The sequence below is a fragment of the Flavobacterium sp. CR10 genome, assembly GCF_055814415.1.
Map to the genome: position 1 here is coordinate 2,779,779 of NZ_CP185985.1, position 25,306 is coordinate 2,805,084.

General features: G+C 31.9%; 28 protein-coding genes. 12 read left to right on the forward strand and 16 right to left on the reverse strand.

Going from position 1 to position 25,306, the window contains the following annotated elements:
- Positions 1–14: 14 nt before the first annotated feature.
- Together ACNRYB_RS12305 and ACNRYB_RS12310 are read right to left on the reverse strand one after the other, a co-directional pair.
- On the reverse strand, positions 15–683 hold the full coding sequence (locus tag ACNRYB_RS12305; RefSeq protein ID WP_129748658.1) for a ZIP family metal transporter: 669 nt from the start codon (positions 681–683) through the stop codon (positions 15–17).
- 87 nt (positions 684–770) lie between these two features.
- Positions 771–1,535, reverse strand: a complete 765-nt coding sequence (locus ACNRYB_RS12310; RefSeq protein ID WP_129748659.1) for a class I SAM-dependent methyltransferase — start codon at positions 1,533–1,535, stop codon at positions 771–773.
- A gap of 136 nt (positions 1,536–1,671) precedes the next feature.
- Between ACNRYB_RS12310 and ACNRYB_RS12315 the strand changes: the two genes are divergently transcribed.
- The 3 genes from ACNRYB_RS12315 to ACNRYB_RS12325 all read left to right on the forward strand — a co-directional run bounded on the left by ACNRYB_RS12315 (position 1,672) and on the right by ACNRYB_RS12325 (position 3,921).
- On the forward strand, positions 1,672–2,829 hold the full coding sequence (locus ACNRYB_RS12315; protein WP_473727419.1) for a THUMP domain-containing class I SAM-dependent RNA methyltransferase: 1,158 nt from the start codon (positions 1,672–1,674) through the stop codon (positions 2,827–2,829).
- A 153-nt stretch (positions 2,830–2,982) separates the two neighbouring features.
- Positions 2,983–3,219, forward strand: coding sequence for a hypothetical protein (locus tag ACNRYB_RS12320; protein WP_111366710.1), 237 nt, complete (start codon positions 2,983–2,985; stop codon positions 3,217–3,219).
- A gap of 9 nt (positions 3,220–3,228) precedes the next feature.
- Positions 3,229–3,921, forward strand: coding sequence for an aspartate/glutamate racemase family protein (locus tag ACNRYB_RS12325; RefSeq protein ID WP_473727420.1), 693 nt, complete (start codon positions 3,229–3,231; stop codon positions 3,919–3,921).
- 143 nt (positions 3,922–4,064) lie between these two features.
- Here ACNRYB_RS12325 and ACNRYB_RS12330 read toward each other — a convergent pair whose 3' ends face one another.
- The 3 genes from ACNRYB_RS12330 to rlmD are packed head-to-tail and all read right to left on the reverse strand — an operon-like array spanning position 4,065 to position 6,835.
- Positions 4,065–4,901, reverse strand: a complete 837-nt coding sequence (locus ACNRYB_RS12330) for a DUF6048 family protein (RefSeq protein ID WP_473727421.1) — start codon at positions 4,899–4,901, stop codon at positions 4,065–4,067.
- Positions 4,873–5,415 (reverse strand): DUF6452 family protein, encoded by a 543-nt coding sequence (locus ACNRYB_RS12335; RefSeq protein WP_129748663.1) that lies wholly within the window; start codon positions 5,413–5,415, stop codon positions 4,873–4,875. Before ACNRYB_RS12335 ends, ACNRYB_RS12330 begins: the two co-directional genes overlap by 29 nt.
- A gap of 7 nt (positions 5,416–5,422) precedes the next feature.
- Positions 5,423–6,835: a 23S rRNA (uracil(1939)-C(5))-methyltransferase RlmD gene (gene rlmD, locus ACNRYB_RS12340; RefSeq protein ID WP_473727422.1), complete on the reverse strand. Its 1,413-nt coding sequence runs from the start codon at positions 6,833–6,835 to the stop codon at positions 5,423–5,425.
- Between the two features lie 334 nt (positions 6,836–7,169).
- Between rlmD and ACNRYB_RS12345 the strand changes: the two genes are divergently transcribed.
- Positions 7,170–8,045, forward strand: a complete 876-nt coding sequence (locus ACNRYB_RS12345; protein ID WP_473727423.1) for a sensor histidine kinase — start codon at positions 7,170–7,172, stop codon at positions 8,043–8,045.
- Between the two features lie 64 nt (positions 8,046–8,109).
- Here the strand turns inward: ACNRYB_RS12345 and ACNRYB_RS12350 are convergent, their stop codons facing one another.
- The 3 genes from ACNRYB_RS12350 to epsC form a co-directional block, all read right to left on the reverse strand.
- Positions 8,110–9,096 carry an aldo/keto reductase gene (locus tag ACNRYB_RS12350; RefSeq protein ID WP_473727424.1) on the reverse strand — a complete coding sequence of 329 codons (987 nt, stop codon included), beginning with the start codon at positions 9,094–9,096 and terminating at the stop codon, positions 8,110–8,112.
- A gap of 144 nt (positions 9,097–9,240) precedes the next feature.
- On the reverse strand, positions 9,241–10,128 hold the full coding sequence (gene cysM, locus ACNRYB_RS12355) for a cysteine synthase CysM (RefSeq protein WP_129748667.1): 888 nt from the start codon (positions 10,126–10,128) through the stop codon (positions 9,241–9,243).
- 1 nt (position 10,129) lies between these two features.
- The gene (gene epsC, locus ACNRYB_RS12360) at positions 10,130–10,921 is read right to left on the reverse strand and encodes a serine O-acetyltransferase EpsC (RefSeq protein ID WP_129748706.1); all 792 of its coding nucleotides are present in this window, start codon (positions 10,919–10,921) and stop codon (positions 10,130–10,132) included.
- 191 nt (positions 10,922–11,112) lie between these two features.
- On the opposite strand from epsC, the gene ACNRYB_RS12365 reads away from it, so the two are divergent.
- On the forward strand, positions 11,113–11,814 hold the full coding sequence (locus ACNRYB_RS12365; protein ID WP_129748668.1) for a DUF1003 domain-containing protein: 702 nt from the start codon (positions 11,113–11,115) through the stop codon (positions 11,812–11,814).
- A gap of 72 nt (positions 11,815–11,886) precedes the next feature.
- Here the strand turns inward: ACNRYB_RS12365 and ACNRYB_RS12370 are convergent, their stop codons facing one another.
- A complete protein-coding gene (locus tag ACNRYB_RS12370) occupies positions 11,887–12,171 on the reverse strand; it encodes a DUF2752 domain-containing protein (RefSeq protein ID WP_129748669.1) in 285 nt (94 codons plus the stop codon).
- A gap of 108 nt (positions 12,172–12,279) precedes the next feature.
- Here ACNRYB_RS12370 and ACNRYB_RS12375 point away from each other — a divergent pair, with 108 nt between their 5' ends.
- Positions 12,280–12,453, forward strand: coding sequence for a hypothetical protein (locus ACNRYB_RS12375; protein ID WP_008462622.1), 174 nt, complete (start codon positions 12,280–12,282; stop codon positions 12,451–12,453).
- A gap of 1 nt (position 12,454) precedes the next feature.
- Positions 12,455–13,006, forward strand: coding sequence for a Smr/MutS family protein (locus ACNRYB_RS12380; protein ID WP_473727425.1), 552 nt, complete (start codon positions 12,455–12,457; stop codon positions 13,004–13,006).
- Between the two features lie 147 nt (positions 13,007–13,153).
- Here the strand turns inward: ACNRYB_RS12380 and ACNRYB_RS12385 are convergent, their stop codons facing one another.
- The gene (locus ACNRYB_RS12385; RefSeq protein ID WP_129748671.1) at positions 13,154–14,155 is read right to left on the reverse strand and encodes a hypothetical protein; all 1,002 of its coding nucleotides are present in this window, start codon (positions 14,153–14,155) and stop codon (positions 13,154–13,156) included.
- Positions 14,156–14,242: 87 nt separating this feature from the next.
- Here ACNRYB_RS12385 and ACNRYB_RS12390 point away from each other — a divergent pair, with 87 nt between their 5' ends.
- A complete protein-coding gene (locus ACNRYB_RS12390; RefSeq protein WP_129748672.1) occupies positions 14,243–15,367 on the forward strand; it encodes a cysteine desulfurase family protein in 1,125 nt (374 codons plus the stop codon).
- Between the two features lie 245 nt (positions 15,368–15,612).
- Here ACNRYB_RS12390 and ACNRYB_RS12395 read toward each other — a convergent pair whose 3' ends face one another.
- Both ACNRYB_RS12395 and ACNRYB_RS12400 read right to left on the reverse strand, forming a co-directional pair.
- Positions 15,613–16,173, reverse strand: coding sequence for an L-threonylcarbamoyladenylate synthase (locus ACNRYB_RS12395; protein ID WP_129748673.1), 561 nt, complete (start codon positions 16,171–16,173; stop codon positions 15,613–15,615).
- 23 nt (positions 16,174–16,196) lie between these two features.
- Positions 16,197–17,087 (reverse strand): hypothetical protein, encoded by an 891-nt coding sequence (locus ACNRYB_RS12400; RefSeq protein WP_129748674.1) that lies wholly within the window; start codon positions 17,085–17,087, stop codon positions 16,197–16,199.
- Between the two features lie 70 nt (positions 17,088–17,157).
- Between ACNRYB_RS12400 and ACNRYB_RS12405 the strand changes: the two genes are divergently transcribed.
- Positions 17,158–18,300, forward strand: coding sequence for a glycosyltransferase (locus ACNRYB_RS12405; RefSeq protein ID WP_473727426.1), 1,143 nt, complete (start codon positions 17,158–17,160; stop codon positions 18,298–18,300).
- A 68-nt stretch (positions 18,301–18,368) separates the two neighbouring features.
- A complete protein-coding gene (locus ACNRYB_RS12410) occupies positions 18,369–19,544 on the forward strand; it encodes a glycosyltransferase family 4 protein (RefSeq protein WP_473727427.1) in 1,176 nt (391 codons plus the stop codon).
- A gap of 2 nt (positions 19,545–19,546) precedes the next feature.
- Here ACNRYB_RS12410 and ACNRYB_RS12415 read toward each other — a convergent pair whose 3' ends face one another.
- The gene (locus ACNRYB_RS12415) at positions 19,547–20,500 is read right to left on the reverse strand and encodes a WaaS/CpsH family glycosyltransferase (protein WP_473727428.1); all 954 of its coding nucleotides are present in this window, start codon (positions 20,498–20,500) and stop codon (positions 19,547–19,549) included.
- Positions 20,501–20,670: 170 nt separating this feature from the next.
- Between ACNRYB_RS12415 and ACNRYB_RS12420 the strand changes: the two genes are divergently transcribed.
- Positions 20,671–21,534, forward strand: coding sequence for a hypothetical protein (locus tag ACNRYB_RS12420; protein WP_129748678.1), 864 nt, complete (start codon positions 20,671–20,673; stop codon positions 21,532–21,534).
- Positions 21,535–21,540: 6 nt separating this feature from the next.
- Here the strand turns inward: ACNRYB_RS12420 and ACNRYB_RS12425 are convergent, their stop codons facing one another.
- Entirely contained in the window at positions 21,541–22,611 is a 1,071-nt protein-coding gene (locus ACNRYB_RS12425; RefSeq protein WP_473727429.1) for a glycosyltransferase family 4 protein, read from the reverse strand.
- 84 nt (positions 22,612–22,695) lie between these two features.
- Between ACNRYB_RS12425 and ACNRYB_RS12430 the strand changes: the two genes are divergently transcribed.
- On the forward strand, positions 22,696–23,460 hold the full coding sequence (locus ACNRYB_RS12430; protein ID WP_473727430.1) for a Kdo domain containing protein: 765 nt from the start codon (positions 22,696–22,698) through the stop codon (positions 23,458–23,460).
- Here ACNRYB_RS12430 and ACNRYB_RS12435 read toward each other — a convergent pair.
- Both ACNRYB_RS12435 and ACNRYB_RS12440 read right to left on the reverse strand, forming a co-directional pair.
- Entirely contained in the window at positions 23,441–24,211 is a 771-nt protein-coding gene (locus ACNRYB_RS12435; protein WP_473727431.1) for a glycosyltransferase family 2 protein, read from the reverse strand. The two genes, ACNRYB_RS12430 and ACNRYB_RS12435, sit on opposite strands and share 20 nt — an antisense overlap.
- 21 nt (positions 24,212–24,232) lie before the next feature.
- Positions 24,233–25,297 carry a glycosyltransferase family 9 protein gene (locus ACNRYB_RS12440; protein ID WP_129748682.1) on the reverse strand — a complete coding sequence of 355 codons (1,065 nt, stop codon included), beginning with the start codon at positions 25,295–25,297 and terminating at the stop codon, positions 24,233–24,235.
- Between the last annotated feature and the right edge of the window lie 9 nt (positions 25,298–25,306).

The following is a 25,306-nucleotide window of genomic DNA, read 5'->3' on the forward strand; positions in this document are numbered from 1 at the left end:
TCCTAATTGACACATTATAAAAAGAATGCCAATAAAATTCCGAGAACAATCATCGAAACTTTGGCAATGTTGAATTTATGCCCTTCACTGCTTTCAAAAATAATCGTTGATGAAATGTGAAATAAAATACCAATTACGATTGCTGTTATTTCGGTGTAATATTTACTCAAAAAAGGCAAATATTCAGAAGCTACTGTTCCTAGCGGTGTCATGATAGCAAATGTAAGCATGAACGCAAAAATGGCTTTTTTGTTTAAATCGGCATTAATGAAAAATGTCGTTAAGATTACAGCGATTGGAAGGTGATGAATGGCAATTCCGACAGCCAAACCGTGGTGATGGCTTACTGGAAAGCCTTCTAAAAAGGCATGAATGCAAAGACTGGCAAACAACAGCCACGGAATTTGAGACATTTTTGCATGTCCGTGAACGTGTCCGTGTTCTGCTCCTTTTGAGAAAAATTCGAGTACGATCTGGAATAAAATTCCGACCATTATGAAGATTCCGATATTATGATTATGCGATTCGTAAACTTCAGGAAGAAGGTGCATTACGGTCAATGACAATAAAAAAGAACCGCTAAAAGCCAGCAGCAATTTTAAATTGGTTTTGTTTTCGGGTTTTATAAACAAAGCCGCGCTATATCCTAAAAGTACAGAAAATAAAGGTAATAAATAGTTCATTTATATTTGTTTAACCGTTGATTCGCTTAATCGTTTAATTGTTTTCTTTGCCGATTAAACGGTTAAACAATTAAATGATTAACCAATTTATTTAAAAATCATGATTAATCTTTCGCTTTCAGTTTTATGGAATTTTTTGAGTTTATAGTCTCCAAAAATGTCCAGAAGGAAAATTCCAGCTTCGTCCATTAAATCCTGAAAGTCTTTCAAAGTTAGTGCTTTTACTTTTTCTGTAAAATGATATTTTCTGCCTTTGTCTTCAAAATCAATTTCTTTGAAAATATGTCCGTCTTCAACATATCTTTTGATGTGAAAATCAATTTCGTCAACCGTTTTTACTTCTTCAGGCACAAGATTTTCAATAACGTTTGCCACGTTCATGAAATCGATAACAGCAAAACCATATTCAGACAGACTTTCCTTAATTGCCTTTAAGGTTGTTAGATTATCATCGTCGCTTTCGAAATAGCCAAAACTAGTGAAAAGGTTAAAAATAGCGTCGAACTTTTCTTCAAACGGCTCGCGCATATCGTGCACTTTAAAATGCAGTGTTTCGTTGCTGTTTTTGCTGGCCTCGGCAATACTGTTTTCAGACAAATCTGCTCCTAAAACATCATAGCCAAGTTGATTTAAATAAATAGAATGACGGCCTTTTCCGCACGCTAAATCCAATACTTTTGCTTTCTCAGGCAAATTAAGGTAATGCGTTAAATTGTCCATGAAAATCTGAGCTTCACGATAATTACGATCCTTATATAGAATGTGATAATATGGCGTATCAAACCATGAAGAATACCAGTTTTGATTATCGTCTTCTTGGTTTGGGGTTGATGCGTTATGTTCTTGAGACATTTATTCTATTTCAATTAATTCAAAGTCCGGCAAATTTAGTGTATTTTTGCCGAAAAATAACTATTTCGCTTCGATACGTATTTATACCAGTATAATAAAATGTTATAGCGATTGGCTTTTTTTAATTGAAAAAGAAATGGAAGAAAATTTTAAAATGATTGCCAAATGTTTTTTTGGCTTTGAAGAAATATTAGAAAAAGAATTGCGCACACTTGGAGCTCAAGATGTTGAAAAAGGAGTGAGAATGGTGAGCTTTAAAGGAGATAAAGGTTTTATGTACAAAGCCAATCTTTCTTTGCGTACGGCTCTTAAAGTCCTTAAACCAATTTATTCTTTTAGAGCAAATAATGAGCAGGCTTTATACAAAGGTATTTCGGGTTTAAACTGGTCAAAATATTTAAATGCGAATCAGACTTTTGTGATTGATACCACTGTGCATTCTACGTATTTCAATCATTCTGAATTTGTTTCTCAGAAATGTAAAGATGCAATTGTAGACCAGTTTAGAGAAAGAACAGGGCAAAGGCCAAGCATAGACAAGCAATATCCAGATTTACGCATTAATATACATATCGATAAAGATCAGGTTTCTGTAGCTTTAGATACGTCAGGGGCTTCTCTTCATCAGCGTGGTTATAGAACAGCTACGAATATTGCGCCAATTAATGAGGTTTTAGCAGCTGGAATTCTTTTATTGTCTGGATGGGAAGGGCAAAGCCATTTCCTTGATCCAATGTGCGGTTCTGGAACTTTCTTGGCTGAAGCGGCTATGATTGCCTGCAATATTCCAGCAAACATCAACAGAAAAGAGTTCGCTTTTGAAAAATGGAAAGATTGGGATAATGATTTGTTTGATACAATTGTGGATAGTTTGATGAAAAAAACACGCGAGTTTCATTATACGATTAAAGGTTTTGATAAAGCACCAAGTGCTGTAAACAAAGCCAAAGACAATATCAGAAATGCCAATTTAGAAGATTATATTAAGGTTTACGAAGAAAATTTCTTTGAGACGGAAAAAGAAACAGAAGGAAAACTTCATATCGTTTTCAATCCGCCTTACGATGAGCGTTTAGATATTCATATGGAAAGATTCTATGCTAATATTGGAGACACTTTGAAGAAAAATTATCCTGGAACAAATGCTTGGTTTATCACGGCAAATCTTGAAGCTTTAAAATTTGTAGGATTAAAACCGTCAAGAAAAATCAAACTTTTCAACGGAAGTCTTGAAGCGCGTTTGGTGAAATACGAAATGTACGAAGGAAGTAAGAGAACGAAATTTCAGTCATAAGTTTCTAAGATACTAAGATTCTGAGATGCTAAGAATTTTAGTGAAATGAAAAAAATATAATTTAAAATAAATTTTAAGTTTCTAAGAATATAAGTTGCAAGAAGAAAAACTTAGCATCTTAGCATCTCAGAACCTTAGCAACTCTAAAAAAACATGTCAAAACTACAACTACGAGCTTTTTTATACCAATTAGCAGCTTTTGCAATTCTATTTCTTGCATTTAGATATTTGATTGCTGCTTATACAGGACTGACTGGAATTTGGATTCCGATGACGGCATTTGTAATTGGAACTATTATTGGTCCTAAATTTCAAGCTGTGAGAACCAAAGACGGCGAAAAGCTTTTTATGAAATGGCTTTTTATAAAAGGAATCAAAGAAATCGAATAATCAAAATATATGAAGAAAATTGGACTTATCGGCGGAATCAGCTGGGTTTCTACATCAGATTATTATACTTTAATTAATAAAGGGATTAATGAAAAACTCGGCGGATTGAATTTCTCTGAGTGTTTGATTTACTCTTTTAATTATGCCGATATTAAAAAGAATAACGATGCCAACGATTGGGATTCGACTTTTAGTATGCTTTTGAAAGCTGCAGAAGTTTTAAAATCGGGCGGGGCAGAAGCTATTCTTTTATGTGCCAATACCATGCATTTAATTGCAGATAGACTGCAAAATGCTATTGATATTCCTCTTATTCATATTGCTGAAGAAACAGCAATTGAAATTCAGAAAAAACAGCTGAAGAAAGTAGGTCTTTTGGGAACGAAATTTACTATGGAATTGGATTTCTTTAAAGACAAACTTGCTGACAAAGGAATTGAAACAATAATTCCAGTAAGCGAAGAAGTCAAAGATTTCATTCATTATACGATTTTTGAAGAATTAGGAAGAGGACTTGCAACAGAAGAGACAAAAAAACGTTATCTAGAAATAGCAAATGAATTGATAAAAAACGGAGCAGAGGGGATCATTTTAGGGTGTACTGAAATTCCGCTAGTCATAAAAGAAGGAGACTTAAATGTTCCGATTTTTGACACAACTTTAATACACACACAAGCAGCAATTAATTTTCAATTAACATAGTTTCGAGTTGCTAAGCTACTAAGGTTCTAAGTTGCTTAGTTTCTAAACATCATAAAAAAAAGGGGAAAATTCAATTTGAATTTTCCCCTTTTTTTTAATCTTAGAACCTTAGTATCTTAGAATCTTAGCGTCTAAAAAAAAAACTATTTCTTCTTAGGCTCTTCTTTTTTTGCAGTTTCAGAAGCCATTATCTTTTTCTTGTAAATCGGAATAAAGTAAGAAACGGTATAGTTGAAACCGATTCCAAAACTTCCATCGTAAGTTCTGTTGAATCCTGGAATGTAAAGGTTTTCAAAATTATTTGGTTCTTTGTTTGTAGCCAGAAGTTTCAGCTGAACACCAAAACCAACAAATACGTTTCTAAAAACCTGTGCTTTTAATCCCATTGCAACTTCGATCCAAGTTGCCATAAGTCCGCTGTATTTCTGACCCTCGTTTATCGGAGGTAGTTCACCCCAATATGGATTCGAATTGTAAATTTTGTAATTAATTAGTTCTTGGCTAAAAGTACTGAAACCACCACGCATTCCTATCGTAATCAGGTTTTCCATATCCAGCCAGTTTTGATAAAAGTTATAATCAAAACCTGCTTTAATATAAGTTCCGTTAGCAGAAGAAGTCAATCGGTCGTCTTCTGTAGTTTTGTCTTCGTATCCTAATTCTGCGGCTATATAATATTTTTTTGTCAAACGCCAGTCTCCTACAAATTCAATTCCTTTGTAATCTTTATCGTAAAGTCCGCGAGTTAGTTTGTACAAGTCAACACCAACACGAAGTCCGTAGCGATCAGTTTTTACAACGCTATCTTTTGGAGCTTCCTGAATTTCTGGTTTTACCGTTTTTACAGTTTTTTCTGTTTGAGGCTTTTTAGCCACTATTGTGTCTTTATTTTTAGAAATTTCAGGCACATCCTGAGCAAAACCTAAAAACATTGAAAACAATAATGAAAGACTAAAAATAAACTTTAATGTGTGTTTCATTTTCAAATTCAATGTTAGGGTTTTCTAAATCAACTTCGGTCATCCAAAAAGTATCTCCGTCTGGATCAGTATGTACAAAAGGGGCAACGTTTGTTAACTGAAAAATGGTTTTAAATCCACAAGCTCTAGATACATACACATTTTGTGTCGTATAATTGAATTTTATAACATCAGTATTGATCGTTGTAGGCGTTTCACTTAAAGAGTTATAAATAAACTTGAAGGTTGTTGTGTTGTCATTTATTTTTAAAGGAATCATGACACTACTTCCGCTGGTTACATATCTCAACGGATCATCAACGGCGAGACTTTCATTAAAAACAATTCCCTGTTCCATTCCGTCACCAATAACTTTTAAGTTACTCACATTTCTAGTTTTTGTCGGATTGGCAATATCAAAAAATGTAATCACCAATCTAGGTGTAGTTGGTGTATTGGCATCGCAAATATCATCTTTCTCACAGCTGGATAAGCCAAAAGTAAAGAGCAGTAAAAGAGAAATTAGTTTTTTCATCTATTTTTTATCGAAGTTCTAAAAGTACAACATTTTCAACATGATGTGTCTGCGGAAACATATCTACAGGTCTCACGCGCGTCACTTTATATTTTTCATCCATTAAAGCTAAGTCACGTGCTTGAGTTGCAGAATTACAACTTACATAAACTACTCTTTTTGGTGCAATTTTTAAAATTTGCTCCACAACATCTTTATGCATTCCGTCTCGAGGCGGATCTGTAATAATAACATCTGGTTTACCGTGCTGTGCAATAAAAGCTTCATTGAAGACTACTTTCATGTCACCAACAAAAAACTCACAATTTGTAATATTATTGCGTTCTGCATTGGCTTTAGCATCAATAATAGCTTCTGGAACACTTTCTACTCCGATTACTTTTTTTGCTTTTTTAGAAACGAATTGGGCAATTGTCCCTGTTCCAGTATATAGGTCATAAACAGTTTCGTTTCCTGTAAGACCAGCAAAATCTCTTGTTATTTTGTATAATTCGTATGCTTGATCAGAATTGGTTTGGTAGAAAGATTTAGCATTAATGCTGAATTTTAAACCTTCCATTTCTTCTAAGATGTAATCTCTTCCTTTGTAAAGAATGACATCCTGATCGTAAATAGTATCGTTTTGTTTTCCGTTTACGACATATTGCAATGAAGTGATTTGTGGAAACTTCTCGTACAAATGGTTTAGGATTAATTCTCTGTTTTCTTTGTCATCTTCAAAGAACTGAATTAAAACCATAATTTCGCCAGTTGAAACCGTACGAATCATGACAGTTCGTAATAATCCAGAATGTTCTCTCGGATTAAAAAACGCTAAATTATGTTCGTTTGCAAAAGCCCTAATTTCGTTGCGAATAGCATTTGAAGGATCTTCTTGTAGATGACATTTGTTAATGTCCAAGATTTTATCCCACATTTTCGGAATATGAAATCCTAAAGCGTTTCTGTTTCCTAAATCTTCAGTACTTCCAATTTCTTTTTCTGTAAGCCAACGGCTGTTTGAAAAAGAAAATTCCATTTTATTTCTATAGAAAAACTGTTTTTCAGAACCTAAAATATCTTCAAATTCCGGAAGTTCAATTTTTCCTATTCTTTGCAAGTGATTTTTAACTTCATTTTGTTTAAAAGCAAGCTGTTGGCTGTATTTCATATTCTGCCATTTGCAACCGCCGCATACTCCAAAATGTTCGCAGATTGGATCTACTCTGTATTCAGATAATTCGTGAAATTTTACAGCTTTACCTTCGTAATAAGCCTTTCTTTTTTTTAATGTCTGTACGTCTACAACATCTCCAGGTACCACATTCGGAATAAAGATTACTTTTCCGTCAGGTGCTTTGGCTACTGAAACCCCTTTTGCACCAGCATCAAGAACTTGAATTTGATGAAAGACAACTTTGTCTGTATTTTTTCTTCCCATAGCGCAAAAATAAGCCTTTGAAAACTTTTACAAATTTAATTTTTGAAAAAATTTAGAAATTCTTCAAAATATTAGTTTAATTGGCTATAAAAGTTAATTTTGTTTTAGTAAAAATTCCAGTAGAAACCCCAATTAACCTACACTTATCCTCATCTTTGTTATGAAGTTGTATCATAAACTCTCACAAATCAGCTTTCTTAAAAAAAGTTATGCTTTTAAATTCCTATTTGTCGCTTTTATCGGTATCCATATTCCACTGATTGGGATTTTATTTTTTGTTCTATTTTTTGAGCATACTATTTCGCCAGCATCGATTCTTATCTTTTCTTTAATAATGACATTGTTGGCTACAGCAATAACGCTTTTGGTTTTAAACAAACTGATAAAACCGATCGCAACAGCATCAAAAGCATTAGATGATTATAGAAGTTCAAGGATATTGTCTGCTCTGCCAACAGAATACACTGATGAAGCGGGACTGCTTTTGTGCAACATTCAAGAATCTATTAATGAAGCCGAAAATTTTATTAATGAAAAACAGGATTTAATTTATATGCTTTCGCACGATTTGAGAAATTTTGCTGGAAATCCGCAAGGTTTGGCTCAATTGATTATAAGCGAAAATCCTTCAGAATCGGTTAAAAATATGGCTGAATTGATTTGCGAATCGACTGATCTTCAATTTAGATACATCGAAAATTTCATCAATCTGCTAAAAGAACAAGATGATGTTGCAAAAGTAAACCAAGAAGCTAAGACCATTTCATTTTCTAATATTCGCCCTTTTATTAATGAACAAGTAGAACAGCGATTACTGGATAAAAATATAAGGCTAGATTTAGCAATAGAATGTCCAGAAGCTAAACTGAAAATAGATGAAGGGCTTTTGATTCAGGTTTTGGTGAATCTGATCAGCAACGCGATCAAGTTTTCTTATTTTGAAAGTGAAATAAAAGCGAGAATCTTTTTAGAAAATTCAAAATTGATTATCACGGTTAGAGATAGAGGAATTGGCTTTGATAAGAATCAGATTGAAGAATTGTTTAAAAAATTCACCAAAATGAGCCGACTTGGAACCGCAAGTGAAGGTTCTACAGGAATCGGACTTTATTTGTGCAAAAAGATCATTGAAAGAAATAAAGGAAGATTAACGGCATCGAGCGAAGGGAAGAATAAAGGCGCTGAGTTTAGAATTGAATTTGATGTTTAAAATACGAAAGGGCTATTAAGATTTAGAAAACTTAATAACCCTTTTTTATTTTTCTTTGGGTTTACTACCAAAGTTGATGCACCGAAGGTTTGATCAAATCGCTGTAAATTTTGTTCATCGCTGTAATCTGCTCAGAAGTTAATTTAGGAGCATCATAAACCGATAAATTGGATAAAACATGTTCTGTTTTTGATGCGCCTGGAATAATGCAGCTTACTTCGTCAAAACTCAAAATCCATTGAAGGGCAATTGCTGCTAGATTTTTAGATTCAGGAAATAAAGCTTTTAATTCATCAACAGCCTTTAATCCTAATTCATAATCAATTCCTGAGAAAGTTTCGCCTTTATCAAACGCTTCTCCGTTACGATTAAAATTGCGATGATCCTGAGGTTCAAAAGTAGTTTTTGAATCAAATTTACCCGTTAAAAGTCCGCTTGCCAACGGAACTCTTGCGATGATTCCAATGTCTTTCTTTTTGGCTTCTGAGAAAAATAATTCAGAAGGTCGTTGGCGAAACAGATTGAAGATAATCTGAACCGTAGTTACATTAGAATATTCAATTGCTTTTAAAGCTTCTTCAACTTTTTCAACACTTACTCCAAGATTAAGAATTTTTCCCTGATCTTTTAATCGGTCAAAAAGCTCAAATATTTCTGGACGATAATAAACTTCTGTAGGAGGGCAGTGCAACTGAATTAAATCAAGCGTTTCTAAACCAGTTCTTTTTAAACTGTCTTCAATAAATTTTTGAAGCACTTTTGGAGTATATCCTTCATTAACATGCGGATTTATCTGGCGTCCGCATTTTGTGGCAACAAAAATTCGTTCAGAACGTGAACGAGCGACTCTTCCAACGGCAGTTTCACTTAATCCGTTTTCGTATACATCGGCAGTGTCAATAAAGTTTACGCCATTGTCAATAGCCGTATTCAAAAGTTCGTCGGCAGTTTTATCATCAAAACCCGATCCCCATTTTCCGCCAACCTGCCAAGTTCCAAGCGAAATTTCAGAGATATTAAAGTTTGTTTTTCCTAGTTTTCTGTAGTTCATTTTTTTTAGATTCTAAGGTTCTGAGTTGCTGAGATGCTAAGTTTTTTTTCTCTTAAGTTTCTAAGCTGTTAAGGCTTTAAGTGACAAAGTTTTTATTGTTTTTTGACTTAGAAGCTTAGAGTCTTAGCAACTTAGCATCTTTTTTTAATCAAATAAATCAGAAGATAAATAACGATCGCCACGATCGCAGATTACGGCAACTACGACTCCAGATTCTAGTTGTTCGGCTATTTTTAAGGCAACGGCAACAGAGCCTCCGCTGCTCATTCCTGCAAAAACACCTTCTTCAAGAGCCAATCTTTTGGTCATGGCGCGTGCTTCTTCTTCACTTACATCGACAACGGTATCTACTTTAGAAGCATCAAATATTTTTGGAAGATATTCTTGCGGCCATTTACGGATTCCAGGAATCTGAGAACCATCGCTAGGTTGTGCACCAATAATTTGAACATTTGGATTCTTTTCTTTCAAATAAGTCGAAGTTCCAATAATGGTTCCAGTTGTTCCCATAGCCGAAACAAAATGCGTTACAGTTCCGTCAGTATCATTCCATATTTCGGGACCTGTTGTCTTGTAATGGGCTTTCCAGTTGTCATCATTTGCAAACTGATTCAACATCAAATAGCCGCCTTGTGCCACTTTTTTATCGGCATAATCTCTAGAACCTATAATTCCTTCACTAGCAGGCGTAAGAATAACCGTAGCGCCATACGCACGCATGGTCTGAGTGCGTTCTTTGGTTGAATCTTCTGGTAAAACCAATTCTATTTCGATGCCAAACAATTGTGCAATCATCGCCAAAGCAATTCCAGTATTTCCGCTGGTTGCTTCAATCAATTTATCTCCCTTTTTGATGTCGCCTCTTTCTAATGCTGAAGCAATCATATTGTATGCGGCTCTATCTTTTACGCTTCCTCCCGGATTATTTCCTTCTAGTTTTAGCAAAAGCTTTACATTTTTATTTTTAACTAGATTGACTGTTTCCATTAGAGGAGTATTGCCAATTAGGTTTAATAATTTATGTGAATTCATTTTATTTTTTCTCTTTTATTTTAACTTCAGTTGTAGTCGTGTTGGTTACGATAGAATTTTCAGGAATCGATTTTGTAACCCAAGCATTTCCTCCAACAATACTATTTTTTCCAATTACAGTTTCTCCGCCCAGAATTGTTGCATTGGCATAAATGCAGACATTTGCTTCAACAGTTGGATGTCTTTTCGCATTTTTCATTTCTTTACTTACGCTTAAAGCGCCAAGCGTAACACCCTGATAGATTTTTACATGTTTTTTAATAACAGTTGTTTCGCCGATTACAATTCCCGTCGCGTGATCGATAAAAAATGGCGATGCAATATCAGCTCCGGCATGAATATCTGTACCTGTAATTCTATGTGCATATTCGCTCATTAATCGTGAAAAAAGCAATAAATCGAGGTGGTATAATTCGTGGCTTAATCTGTAAATAGCGATGGCATAGAATCCAGGATAGCCTAAGTATACTTCGTCAATGCTGTTTGAAGCGGGATCGTTCTCAAGAATATATTCCGCATCTTGATTTAGCTTTTCCAAAACCCCAGGAAGTTTTTCTAAAAAGCGATCCCAAATAGATTCGCATAAATTTTGAGGTTTTTTGCACGCCAAAACCGCGATTTCCTTAAAGCGAAACTCTAATTCATCGATACTTTCGTCCAAAGCTGCATTTGAATCAAATAGCGTATAAAAAAGCTTTTCTGTAAAGTCTTCAGTCTTGGTTTTAATGCCGTAATTTATGTGTGAGTGGCTCTTTAAAGCTCTTATATTTTGTATGATATTGTCTTTTGTCACAATGGTAAAAATGAATGAATAATTTTGGAACGTTAAAAGTAAGGCGTTTTTTGGAAATAAAATCACGATTTAACGAAAGAAATTTTGTTTGTGAAGTTTGATTTGTGATAAAAAACCAATTGTAAACTGTTCTTTTTTATGCAATTCTTAAGAAGTTTATTGCGTAAATTAGCTTTTAAAATATACTAAAAATGAAAAACAGCCAAACATTTAAAAGTGACATTTCTGGGATTTCTTTTCCTGAAAATGAGAAAATATACGGAAGAGCGATTCACGATCCGATTTTAGGATTAATTAAAAAAGAATATCCTGATTTTAGCACTGAAGACTGTATTTCTATAAATGAATTAAATGTTTACCGTCAAAAATATATTTCAAATTATCTATCGACTGAAATAGGAGCACTTTCTGCAATGGAGAAGAATGTTATTTCTTCATTGAAAGAAGATAAGTCTATTGTAAGTATTGTGGAAGATGAAGAAGAGGTCAGAAACTTAGGGCAGAAGGTGGCTGATAAAGTAGCTGATTTTGGAGGAAGCTGGACTTTTATAATTTCGTTCGTAATTTTTATTTCAGTTTGGATTGGTGCAAATGTTTTTATCTTTTTAAACAAAGGATTTGATCCGTATCCGTTTATTCTCTTAAACTTAATCTTGTCATGTGTGGCAGCTTTGCAGGCGCCTGTCATTATGATGAGTCAAAATCGTCAGGAAGAAAAAGACCGCAATCGAGCTAAGAAAGATTATATGATCAATCTGAAATCGGAATTGGAGATTAGATTAATTCATGATAAAATTGATCATTTAATTATGCATCAGCAACAAGAATTAATCGAAATTCAAAAAGTGCAAATCGAAATGATGAATGATATTTTGAATCAGATTAAGAAATAAAAGCTGTTAAAATTCCAATTTTTAAATCCCAAATTCTAAAAGGAGCAAAGAGACCTTTAGAAAATCTAAAATCTAAAAATAAAAGTGCTTCAGATAATAACCGCCAAGCATAAAAAATAGATTTATGATTGCCATTTTCCAGATTAGTTTTTTGTAATTTCTTGACTTATCTAAAAAATGAAATGCTATAAAAATGAAGAGTAACAGGCAGGTATAAATTGCGGGATACATTTTAAAAGCAGCTAAAAAATCGCCTTGAAAAAGTAAGAATAGAGATCTCTGAAATCCACACCCCAAACAGTCATAACCAAACACAGTTTTGAACATACAAGGGATCATATATTTCTCTAAACTCATGGCATATCTTTTTTGCAATTTTACTAAAAAAATATGACAAACGTTTAGAGTAGTATAGAAGTACTATTTGAAAGTTTTATATTTTTGAAATCTTAAAATAAAGAAAGGATGAAAACTTTTAAAATTATAATAATGATTCTTGCAATTTCGGTTGCGTTATACGAGCAGGTTTCTGAAGAAAAAAACATCTATATCATGATTGCTGCGATTGTAGTTTTCATGTTCGGAATGATGCAATTGAGTGCAAAAACGCCAAGTAAAAATAACGATAAAGAGGAGTAAGATGCTGGCAAAAGGAGATAAGGTTTCAGTACTCGATGAAGCCATAAACGGAACGGTAGTGTCGGTTAAAAACAACGAAGTTTTGATTGAAACCGAAGATGGATTTTTGATGACATTTTTAGTCAACGAACTAATTAAAATTCAAGAAACCAGTGATTTAATGAATTCTATTAAAAGAATTAATTTAGATGAAGTTTCAAAAGAGAAAACAGAGCCAAAACCGAGAAGTTTTGTAAAAGAAAAGAAAGATAAACGTGATGTTGGCGTTCCTGAATTTGATTTGCACATTGAAAAATTGGTTCCTAATAAACGCGGAATGTCAAATTATGATATTTTGACATTACAGACCGAAACGGCAAAAAGGCATATCGAATTTGCAATAAGAAACCGCATTCCAAAAATCGTTTTTATTCATGGTGTTGGCGAAGGAATTTTGAAAGCGGAACTTGATTTTTTATTAGGCCGTTATGACGGAATTGATTTTCAAGATGCCAATTATCAAAAATATGGTCTTGGAGCGACAGAAGTTTATATTAGGCAAAATAATAAATAAAGGAGCTTTTTAAACGCAAAATACTTCGTTTTAAAGCATAAAAAAACGTCTGTTTTTTGATTCGATTTAGTTGTAAAATCATCTCAAAAAACAGACGTTTCTTTGTAAGAATTATTTCTGGTGATTTCTTTTCAGAAATCTATTTTTTTAGTTTGTAGCTGATCTTGTAATTTTTCCTAGAACAAAACTATTTCCCAATTTAAAGCTGCTGTTTCCCTTTTGTAAAATTACATTTTTAAGCACAATTGTGTGTTCAAAAACTTGCTGTCCGACTACAGTAGTGGTTACTTCGATAATTCCGCTTTCATTTGGCTTGCCAAGTTGGCCTGTCCATGTTTCTTCAATTGCAGGCGCTGATGGTTGTATTTTTGAACAAACAAAAGCTGGCGTTATAGACCCAGTTCCTTCTTTTGCAGTTTTGTAAAACACTTTGTTCTGCGTTGATGTTATTAAACTTGTACGAGGCTGACCACTTGGGGTAACGGCATTTTCAAACAATGCAGGATCGATGTCATCAATTGACAGATAAAAAGTATTGTTGTAATTGTAAACTCTGGCGACTTCATCACATTCATACGCCGTACCATTTGGATTGGTTTTGAAAGTAAGATTGGCTGGTGTTACATTAGTGATATATTTTCCAAATATAAACTCAGGTTCTGTTTGCTTTCCAGCTGGTTTTTGAAATGTTATATTTCTAAAAATAATCGTGTGTTCATAACCTGTAATTCGGGTTCCTCCGTCTTCATTAGTGTTCTCTGGATCTATTTGTTTAGTTGCTATTTCTATTACTCCTTCAATTCCAAGCCATTCTTCGGTTACTTTTGGATTGGTTGGAGGAATTGTACCGCAAATGTTTTCTTTTGCAACAGTCCCATCATATGCTCTATAAACTACTCGATATGGTCCATTGCCTTGTGAATCTATTGTGTATGTTTTAGTTCCGTTGTCGTTAATAATTGCTCCTTCTGGCATTTGAAGTAAAAGGGCCTCCTGAGGTTTTAATTTGTAAATCAAGGTGTTAGTTGTAGGGTCACAGGCTTGAGATGTTTCAATATCAGCAAAGTCTATTTCATCTACGGTCAAATCTCCATCATCGCATCCGTTTAAGAATAGAGCAAATAATAGGAGGGCGGCATATTTTTTCATCGTAAAATTTATTTGTGTCAAAAATAGTGAAAAAAATGCCAAATGATATTTAAGATTTGACAATTGATATTTGTTAACTTTGCAGTAATGAAAAAAGTATATCTAGATAATGCCTCAACAACAGCAATGCGTCCTGAAGTAATTCAGGAAATGACGAAAATAATGCTTGAGGATTACGGAAATCCATCGTCTACACATAGTTTTGGACGAAACGGTAAAACAATATTAGAACTTTCAAGAAAGAGTATTGCGAAGCATTTAAATTGCACTGCTCAAGAAATCATTTTTACTTCTGGAGGAACCGAAGCCGACAACTGGATTTTGCGTTCTGCTGTTGAAGATTTGAAAGTAGAAAGAATCATTACTTCAAAGATAGAACACCATGCGGTTTTGCATACCGTTTGGGCGCTTCAAGAAGAATATAATATTCAGGTAGATTACGTTAATGTCAATGCAGACGGAAGTTTAGATCTAACACATTTATCAAATTTATTGTCTGGTGAAAAAAAGACGATAGTCAGTTTAATGCATGTTAATAACGAAACGGGAGCTATTTTAGATTTAGATCGCGTTGGCTTGATTTGCAAGCAATACAATGCATTGTTTCATTCAGATACGGTTCAGTCAGTAGGGAAGACAGAAATCGATCTGCAAAAGACTCCTGTTGATTTTATTTTGGCTAGTGCGCATAAGTTTCATGGCCCAAAGGGAATTGGTTTTGCTTTTATCCGAAAAAATTCTGGTTTGCAGCCATTGCTATTTGGAGGAGAACAAGAAAAAGGCCTTCGTGCCGGAACTGAAGCCGTGCATCAGATAGCTGGAATGGCAAAAGCTTTGTCTATTTCTTATGAAAAATTAGATGAAGAAAGAGCTTATATTTCAAGTATAAAAAAATATCTGATTGAGCAGTTAGAAATTCATTTCCCAGATTTTAGAATCAACGGAAAAAAGGATGATTTTTATAACATCATCAATATCATTTTACCGTTTTCGTCAGATAAAACTTCGATGTTGCTTTTTAGTTTAGATATGAAAGGAATTGCGGTTTCTAGAGGAAGTGCTTGTCAGTCTGGAAGTATAAAGCCTTCACATGTTTTAAACGAAATGCTTTCGGAGACTGATTTAAAATTACCAAATCTCCGAATTTCATTTAGTCATTATAATACCAAAGAAGATATCGATTGGCTTATTGAGAGTTTGAAAACTGTCTAAGTTGCTAAGATGCTAAGGTTCTGAGATTCTAAGTTTTTTTTTTAACCGCGAAACGCGCTAAGAATTTCGCAAAGAGCGCGAAGATTTTTTTAGAACATTAAAATTAAAAAAGTTCGCAAAGTTTATTTTGATAAAACTTTGCGAACTTTTTTAATTCTTAATAAATCTTTCTTTGTGAACTTTTCGATAAAAATTGTACTCAAAGTTTTTCAAGAACCTGAAACCTGAAACTTGAAACAAAAAAACTATTTGCGAATTACTTTTACCTGAGAATCTTTGGTTAATTTGATAATGGTTGAAGATTTTCCGTTGATTTTGTCTTGGTTTAATTTTACAACATAATCTACGCCATTAATGATTTCAGGACTAATGTCTTTGAAACTTTGCGGTGTTGGTTGTCCTGAAATATTAGCCGAAGTAGAAACCAAAGGTTTTTTCATTCTTTCCATCAATTTGTAGCAGAAAGGCTCTTTTACCAATCTAACTCCAAGAGATTTGTCGGCAGCTATGATATTTGGAGCAACGTTTCTAGCGTCATCTAAAATTAAAGTAGTTGGTTTTTCAGATAAATCCATAATTTGCCATGCAACTTCAGGAATGTCTTTAAAAACGTTGTACATCATTTTTTCGCTATTCATTAAAACAATCATGCTTTGAGTTTCTGCTCGCTGTTTTAATTTATAGATTTTAGCAACGGCTTCTGCATTTGTCGCATCGCAGCCAATTCCCCAAACGGTATCAGTAGGGTAGAGTATGATTCCTCCTTCTTTTATAACTTCGTAAGCATTGATTATTTCTTCGTTCATGATTTGTTGTATTGAATTCTGTTTTAGTTTTTATCTGAAACAAAAAGATTTTTAATTTTTGAATATATCAGTTTGACTTTTCTGATTTTTCGTTTTAAATATTTGATTACTATACTTTTGTTGTCCCAATTACTTTGGAAAATGACGCCTAAGTATACTTTTTTTAGTTTTTCGATATTATGGAATCGTCTTTCAATAGAAAATTGTTTTTTAAAGTGATATACTTTAAAGAAACCCTCAATTGGATAAATTGGAATCAGATTAGTTTTTAAAAGATATTCTCCGTAAATGACTGTTTCAGATGGTGGTGTTTCCAAGTCAATTTGATTCATAAAATCTTCAAACGTCATATTTTTTGAAGAAAGAAAATTTTCATTAAAATCTTTCCATACCAAACAGGACCATAAATAAGGAGATGGGCCATAATCCCAAATTTTGGTATGTTTGTTACCAATTAACTTTCTAGTGGTCTGTAGGGCGCTCTTAAAGAAGACAGTATCAGAATCTAATTCTATATTATTAATCATTTCCAAAAATGACTTCGATTCGTGAATAATTGTATAAGGTGTGTTTTCATCAAAAAGAAAATCACTTTTTCGAAAAGGGGTTATAAACTCGCTGTCAGAATCAATACAAAGATAATTTTTGCAGACATTTAAGAGATAAAACTTACTTTTTATGACCTGTTGATATCTCCAAGCATCTTTTATCGGGCAGTTATATATATCAGAATCCTTTAAAAGATTCAAACTACTGTTTTGATTTTCAGCTTTAAAAAAATCATAATCCTCATCATTGATTGCTACATAAACAGGAATATCATCAATATTAAATTCGGATATAGAGCGTATTAGTTTGGTGTAAGCTTTGTAATCTTTTTTATATGTTTTTATTAAAATAACTATATCTGTCATATTGTCCTTAAACTGCTGTTTTAAAATGTCAAAAATAAACTATTTTTGGGTTTTAAAATAAGACCTTCAAATGAAAATTTTATATTTCTACCCTGAAAATCCTCTCTCTTATAGTCAGGGAAATAATTCAAGGGCTTTATCTCTTCTAAATTATTTTAAAGACCGAAGTATTCATCTTGATTTTGTGGGAGAGCATTCAGATGTCTTTACAGAAGATTCTATTAAAGAGTTGAAAAAAGAAAAATTAATTCAAAATGGTTATCTTTTGAAAAAGAAAAAAAAGAGCGAAAATATTATTCGCTATTATTTGGATTATTCTTTCCCTAAGAAATTAAACAGTAGATTTAAGGATTTTGATCGTACGAAATTCGGACATAAAGATCAGTTCTTAAAGATAATTAATGATGGAGACTATGATATTGTTATAATTTCATATGTCTATTGGTCATCACTTTTTAATATGGAATTAAACGGAAATAAAACAAAATGGATTGTAGATACTCACGACTTTTTAACGTCTCAATTTCAGGATAATAAAAAATTTTCTCTTGATAGATATTTTAAAAAAGAAATTGATTTGATGAAAAAATTCGATTGTGTCTGGGTAATTTCGAATGAGGAAAAATATCTTTTTTCGCAGTTCCTAAAAATACCTGTGCACTTGGTGGCTCATAGTTTGCCAAAGACTGAAATTTCATTAAATACAGAAAAGACTATTGATATAGTATATGTAGCTAGCGAAAATTTTCATAATGTAAAATCGGCAGACTGGTTTTTTAAGAAAGTTTATCCTCTTTTGCCATTAGACATTAGAATCACTGTCGTTGGTAAGATTAATAAACACATTCCTAAATTACAAAATGTCGAAAATTTACTTTTGGTAAAAGATTTAAACGAAGTTTATAAAAAAACACGCATTACTATTTGTCCGATGTTGTCAGGAACAGGGGTAAAAATAAAAGTAATAGAATCCTTATCTCATGGATTACCCGTGGTTTGTACAGAAAGAGGTGTTGATGGTTTGATCAATAAAACAAATAATGGATGTCTTACTTCAAATGATCCATTGTTATTTTCAGCTTATATTCAAAGGTTGTTAAATGATTCTGAGTTTTACAATAAACACCATTTAGAAGCCAAAAGGTTTTTCGAAAATAATTTTGATACTAAAAGAACATACGAAGTTCTTGATACTATTTTTTTCCAACAGTAATATTAAATTCAAAACACAATTCACAGAAAATGTTTAAATCAATTAAGTTATTTTTTAGATTAAAATCGTTGGCTAAAAAGCTTAAAAAACAAAAAAAGGTAATCGACTTTGCCAATAATTTAGAATATAACAAGAACGTTATTATAATTGATACCAAAATACCTGAATATAATAAGGATTCAGGCTCACGTAGATTAACTGAAATTATAAAGCTACTTCTTAAAAATAACATTGGTGTTTTTTTGCTTGGAGATTTTAAAGAATATCGTTTTACAAGCGATTATGTAGAATATTTTAGAAATTTGGGTGTGGTGGTTTATGAACCTGCAGTTGATAAAAATGGGAAATTAATTACAAAGAGTGAATTTATAAAACAGGTTCTTCCTTTTACTGATTCTGTGTGGCTGCATAGACCAGAGATTTTTGCGAAATATTATTCAATTATTAAAAAGAACAAACCTGCTGCAAAAGTGTTTTTTGATATGGTGGATTTTCACTATCTCAGATTTAAGAGAGAATTTGAACTTACTGGTGATTTAGATGCGATAAAAAAAGCAGATAAGTTTTTGAAGATAGAGCTTGAAAATTGTAAAAATGCAGATAAGATAATCGTGATTTCAGATACTGAAAAAGATGCTTTAAAAGAATTTTATGATGAAGATTCTAAAGTAATAAGCATTGGAAATATTCATCAATATTTTGAAAATGAAAATCCTATTTCTTTTGAAAACCGTAAAGATCTATTGTTTATTGGAGGTTTTGACCATAAGCCAAATGTAGACGCTGTAAATTATCTTGCAGAAGAAATAATGCCATTGGTATGGAAAGTAAATCCAGAAATTTCAATTTCAATTATAGGAAGCAATCCTCCCGAATCAATATTAAAATTAAATTCTGAAAATTTTAAGATTGTTGGTTACGTTGAAGATGTCTCTCCGTATTTTTTAAATTCACGAATATTTGCTGCTCCTCTTCGTTATGGTGCAGGAATAAAAGGTAAAATAGGGCAGAGTTTAGAATTTGGCTTACCGCTCGTGACTACAAGTATTGGAGCAGAAGGCTTCGACTTTGGGGAAAATAAAAATGTTTTAGTTGGAAATTCGAGTCAGGAAATAGTCAATAATATAATCTTGTTATACACGAATAAAGAAATGTGGGAAAAAGTTAGTGCTGATTCTCAAAAAATAATTGAGCCGTTTTCTATCAATTCAATTGAAAAGAAAATTCTTAGTTTAATAGAATAAGACTAAATGTTAAAAACTGTTTTTACCCAATTCTCAATGGTGTATTTGTAATAAACATCATCATTGAGCGGTTCATAAGGAGTGTTGAAAAAATCTGGGTTAATTGCTATAGGTTTGTTTTCATCGAGAATTAAAATATTGTTTGGGTTGTAAAAATCGTACTGGCTTATAGTGTGATTAGTTGTAATAATTTTTCTTTGCATGGCTAAGGCTTCAAATATTCTAAAACTTAATCCGTTATGATTATGTCTTATTAGGTCAAGAAATATTTTAGAATTTTCTAAATCATCCTTAAGATCTTTTGCAAAAAGTTTTTTGCGCTGAAAGATTATATTGCTGTTAATATTTTTTGGCGCCCTTTTTCCTATTGCAATAAATTTAAATTTAATGTTGTTCATTGATAAATAATTGGCAAGATTATTCAAAAAATCAAAACGTTCATCAATAGATACAATTATAAAAATGTTTTCATTGATGTTTGGTGCATTCAGTTCTTTTTTTTCGTTATAAATATAATTTGATATAAACGTGAAATTATATTTTTTAACATCTGTAAAATCAAACGAAAAGATTTTATCAAATATACCATCTAGCAAGTGATCAACTGGGAATCTTTGACAGCTGTCATATATATATGCAATGTATTTATCGGTATATTTTTTTATTTCTAAATGAGTTTCTTTTGATAAGCAATCAGGACGTATTGCTAAAATGATATCCTGATGCCCTAAGTTATGAAGACGGCTAAGTGCGTCTTTTTCCATTTCAATTATTTTCTTGTTTTTTTTAAGAACTTTTTTATTAAAAAAATTTGATATTCTATCGAAAATTGAAGTGTATTTGTATTTAAATTTAGAAATATCGATATGTTCAGCTTCTATATTTCTTTTTTTTAATTCAAGAATAATATTGTGGTCAAAATTAAAGAAATCAAAACTGATTAAACAAATTTTCATGATAAGGCGTTTTTTAGGATAATTTTTTGATAAATATCTAGTTTTTAAATCAGAAGCGAATCCAAATTAAAAAAAATACAGGTATGATTTTTGAATCATATTATTCTTGTCAATTTTTGACAAAAATAGATATTAAATAGTAACTTGCAACAAGTTTTATATTGACTTTGATGATAGGTAAAATACAAGTAGGTTATTTAGTTTCATATGATTATGAATTACTAAAAAATTCTTTGCCAACAACATATAATGATGCTGATACAATTTTTTTGGCAATTGATAAAAAAAGAAGAACGTGGAATGGTGAATATTTTAATATTGATGATTCCTTTTTTGATTGGCTTCAGGTTTTTGATGTCAATAAAAAAATAGTTATATATGAAGATGATTTTTATGTTCCTGGATTCACAACAATGCAGTGTGAGATCAGGGAGCGAAAACTTCTTTCTCAAAAAATGGGTATAGGTAACTGGCTTATCCAAATTGATTGCGACGAGTATTTTGTAGATTTTAAGAAGTTTATATCTGATCTTAGAAAGTATGATTCTTACATTAAAGAACCATTAAAAAAGCCAATTCAAATTGCAGCATTTTGGGTTATTTTATATAAATATACTCCAAATGGCATTTTGTATGTTGATAAACCTACTAAAGCCATTTTTGCGACAAATAATCCTGAGTACGTTAATGGTAGAAGGATAAAAGGACAGGTTATTTATACTAATAATCTTGTTTTGCACGAATCATTATCGAGAACCGAAGAAGAATTGAGATTTAAATTTGAAAATTGGGGACACAATAAAGAAACAAATAAAGATTTCTTAAACAAATGGATTAAAGTAAATGAAAACAACTTTAAAGAGTTTAGAAATTTCTATTATATAGAACCAGAACGATGGAAAAGGCTAGATTTTTTTCCAACTAAAAATATTATCGAAATCAAAAAATTTATTCAGGAAGAAAAAAAACTTACACTCTCTAAATTATTTATTTCGATGAAGAATTTTGGGCAGTGGTTTAAATTTTTATTTTAAAAGAGACTAATATAAAATTTTAGTATATACATCAAAATAATCGGCAGCTGTTCTTTTCCAATCAAAGTCGGCTGCTCGTTTTTTTATGATAGCTTCTCTTTCAACTTTATTGGTTTCATACTCATGAAGTCCATCAAATAAAATAGTTTTCATATACTCAGGATCAAAGTTATCCCAATAGATAGAAGCATTACCTCCAATCTCTGGAAGAGAAGTTTTGTTTGATAAAAATGTAGGTTTTCCAAAAGTCATTGCTTCAATTGATGGAAGTCCAAAACCTTCTCTGATAGATGGAAAAAGAAATGCAGTACAATTTTTCATGAAAAATTGTTTTCCTTCATCACTTATTTTCCCAGTTAAAAATACCTGCTTTGTTAAGCCATTATCTGCAATCAATTTTTTTATTTCTTCTCCATATTTTTTATTGTTGTTTCCAGAAATAATCAAATTAAAGTCTTTTATTAGTTTCATCATATTTATAATTGACTCATAATTTTTTCTTTCTATAAAGTCTCCAATAGTGTAGAAAAAAGGTTTGTCAAGAGGTATGTCTGTAATATATTTTGAAGTATCTAATATTGTAGAAATTGGATTTCCATTATAAATTACATACTCAGGAATATTTGGAACATTGAAGTGTCTGTGAGTTTCAGCTTTTGCAAATTCTGATATATAAGTTATTGCCGTCGATTTTTCTAGCTTAGCCTTAAATAATTTGTTTACTCTATGATTAGGGTCTGCAGAAATTTCGTCTACAAAGTGGACATCATGTACAGTTAATAGATATTTGTTGCAATAAAAAGGCTCAACTTTGGTGTTTTGATTTACAGAATGCCATAAATCATATTTTTTTCGAATTCTAAACAAAGAATGTCTAGAAAGACTGTTGTATTTATGATATTTAAATTTGTCTTTAAATTCTTTTCTCAAGATATCAGGATTTGACGAGTTTAGAGTCAATTCACAGTTTTTAAAATCTAAAGTAGATAAACCTTTTACTAATTCATAATTGAATGTTCCTAAGCCAGCTGCTCTATTAATTATGTTATGTGTTTCCAGGAAAATCTTAAATGACATTTTTTTCTTTTTTTTACGAAAATACAATAATAATTTGAAGTCTTAGATCGTATATGTATTTTTGTTGTTTATAAAAAGAAGCTGATGAATTTTAAAGTAAATCCAATTTTCGAAAATAGTACTGAGTCAATACTTAAGACAATCAAAATGTTTAATGTTAAAGGTGAACTTTTTGGAAATGGAGATCGTAACAAAATAAAATTGTTTGACTTAAATGGAAAGGCAATCAATATAAAATCATTTAAAGTTCCAAATTTAATTAATAAGGTTGCCTATCGGTATTTTAGGAAATCGAAAGCAATGAGATCGTTTGAGTATGCTACTATATTATTACAAAAAGGAATAGGAACTCCTGAGCCAATTGCTTTTCTTGAAAATTTTAGTATTTTAGGGTTAAAAGACAGTTATTACGTAAGTGAGCACCTCAATGTTGATTTAACTTATAGAGAACTTGTAGAAATTCCTGATTTCCCAGACCGCGAAAACATCTTGAGACAGTTTACTAAATTTAGTTTTGATCTTCACGAAAAAGGAATTGAATTTTTAGATCACTCTCCAGGAAATACTTTAATAAAAAAGAATGCTAGCGGGAATTATGATTTCTTTCTAGTAGATTTAAATAGAATGGAGTTTCATAATTCGATGTCTTTTGAAATGCGTATGAAAAACCTTTGCCGTTTGACACCTTTAGAAGAAATGGTTGCAACAATGAGCAATGAATATGCTAAGTATTATAACCAACCTGAAGAAAAGATTTTCGTTACTTTATGGAAATATACCTCAGATTTTCAAGAGAAGTTCTACCGAAAAAAGCGCTTGAAAAAGAAACTTAAATTCTGGAAGAAGTAATTCTTCTTAATTCCTTGTACCGAATGTAAACGCTGTAAGCATTCAGATAACATACAATTATACCCTTTCTGCCATCCAAAAAACCAAAACGCATTATAAATTGATATAAAAAAGTGTACAAAGGATGGAGGAAAAGCATTGAAAAGTAAGGTCTTATTCCTTTTGAGAATTTTTCATTGGCTTTAAGAATTCCATAATTACGCATTTTTGCTTTGTAATCTTCATAAGAAGAGTAAGAAAAATGTATGATTTTGTTTTTTAAGGAAGCAATTGGTCCCTTTACAATTAATTTCTCATGAACGGTCCTTTCCTCATTATATCTGCATTTTGATTTGTCAAAAAGTCTGAAAATTTTATCGGTCTGCCAACCGCTGAAATTCAGTCTACTATCTTCGAACATAAAAATTCGGTAGATAAAATAGGCGCTTGCTTTTTTTTTAGAATTAAATGTAGCAATAATTTCAGATTTCAATTCTGGTGTTAGCCTTTCATCAGCATCAATAAATAAAACCCATTGATTTTTGGCTTGGTCTAAGGCAAAATTTCGCTGAGATGTATAATTTACAAAATGATTCTGGATTAATTTTACATTCGTAAAAGACTCAATTATGCCGATTGTTTTGTCGGTGCTATAGGAATCTACAACAATTATTTCATCAGCAAAATCAAGATCTTCAAGAAGCGATTTTATATGCTGTTCTTCATTAAGCGTAATAATCAGGATAGATAATTTTTGCTTTTCACTATTCATTGGAGATTTCTTTTACTTTTCTCAATTTTTATATTCTTGAAAATAAGTATCAAGTTTTTGAAGCATTAATTCCAACGGATATTCAGCATAATATTCAAAAGTATGTTCTTTGATGTATTGCTCAGTATGCTTTTCGTAGATCTCGGGTTTTAAGTCTTTCAAATGAATAGAAGCATTTTTTGCTTCGTTTTCAAACAGCTGCCAAGTTTCTTTTCTGACAGACGGAGTGAAGATGGAGAAGGTTGGAATCTCAAGTGCTTTTGCCATATTTACAGCACCCCCTTCATTTCCTATCAGCATTTCGCATTGAGAAAGGATTGCTAAAAAAAGGCGTAAATCGGTAGCATACAAATCAAAAATGATATGCTTTTTTGTTTCTTCAGAACAATGATTATATACTTCTAAAGCCTGCTCTTTTTGGTTTGGAATATAATTAAAGAGAATAGTTGCATTTGTTTTGGCTACTGTAAAATCAATAATTTTTGCCATTCCGTCAAGCGGATAGGTTTTGTAATGTTCACTTCCTAAAATACCAAACATGATCAATGGCTTATCAGAATCTATATTGTAGCTTTTTAGAAGATTTTTTGCTTCAATAATCTCAGATTCTTTTAAAAAGATCTTTGGTTTTACATTTGTTATTTTTTCAGAAAAGAAAGGTTTAAGCAACAATAATCTGTTTTCAATTGCCAAACCAAATTCTGATTTTATGGCATCGAAACGCTCATAGCTGTAATTGTAAAAAATCTTAGAATACCATTTATGATAAGAAACTTTATATTTTGCGCCAGAGAAAAATGTGATTAAGCTTGTACCTAATTTACTGTATACGTCTATTACAGCATCATATTTTTTTCTTCGAATTTCAAAAATGAATTTAATGAACTCAAAAGTTGATTTTCGAATTTTATTAGTCATCGGAATAATGTTATCGATATTCGGATTTTCTAAAAGAACATCGATCGAATTAGGATAACACATGTAGTCAATTGTAGAATCTGGAAACTTGGCTTTAAGGTTGTTACAGATAATTGTGCTCGTTAAGACGTCTCCAATTCTTTTTTGTTGAATGACTAATATTCTCATTTATTTTTT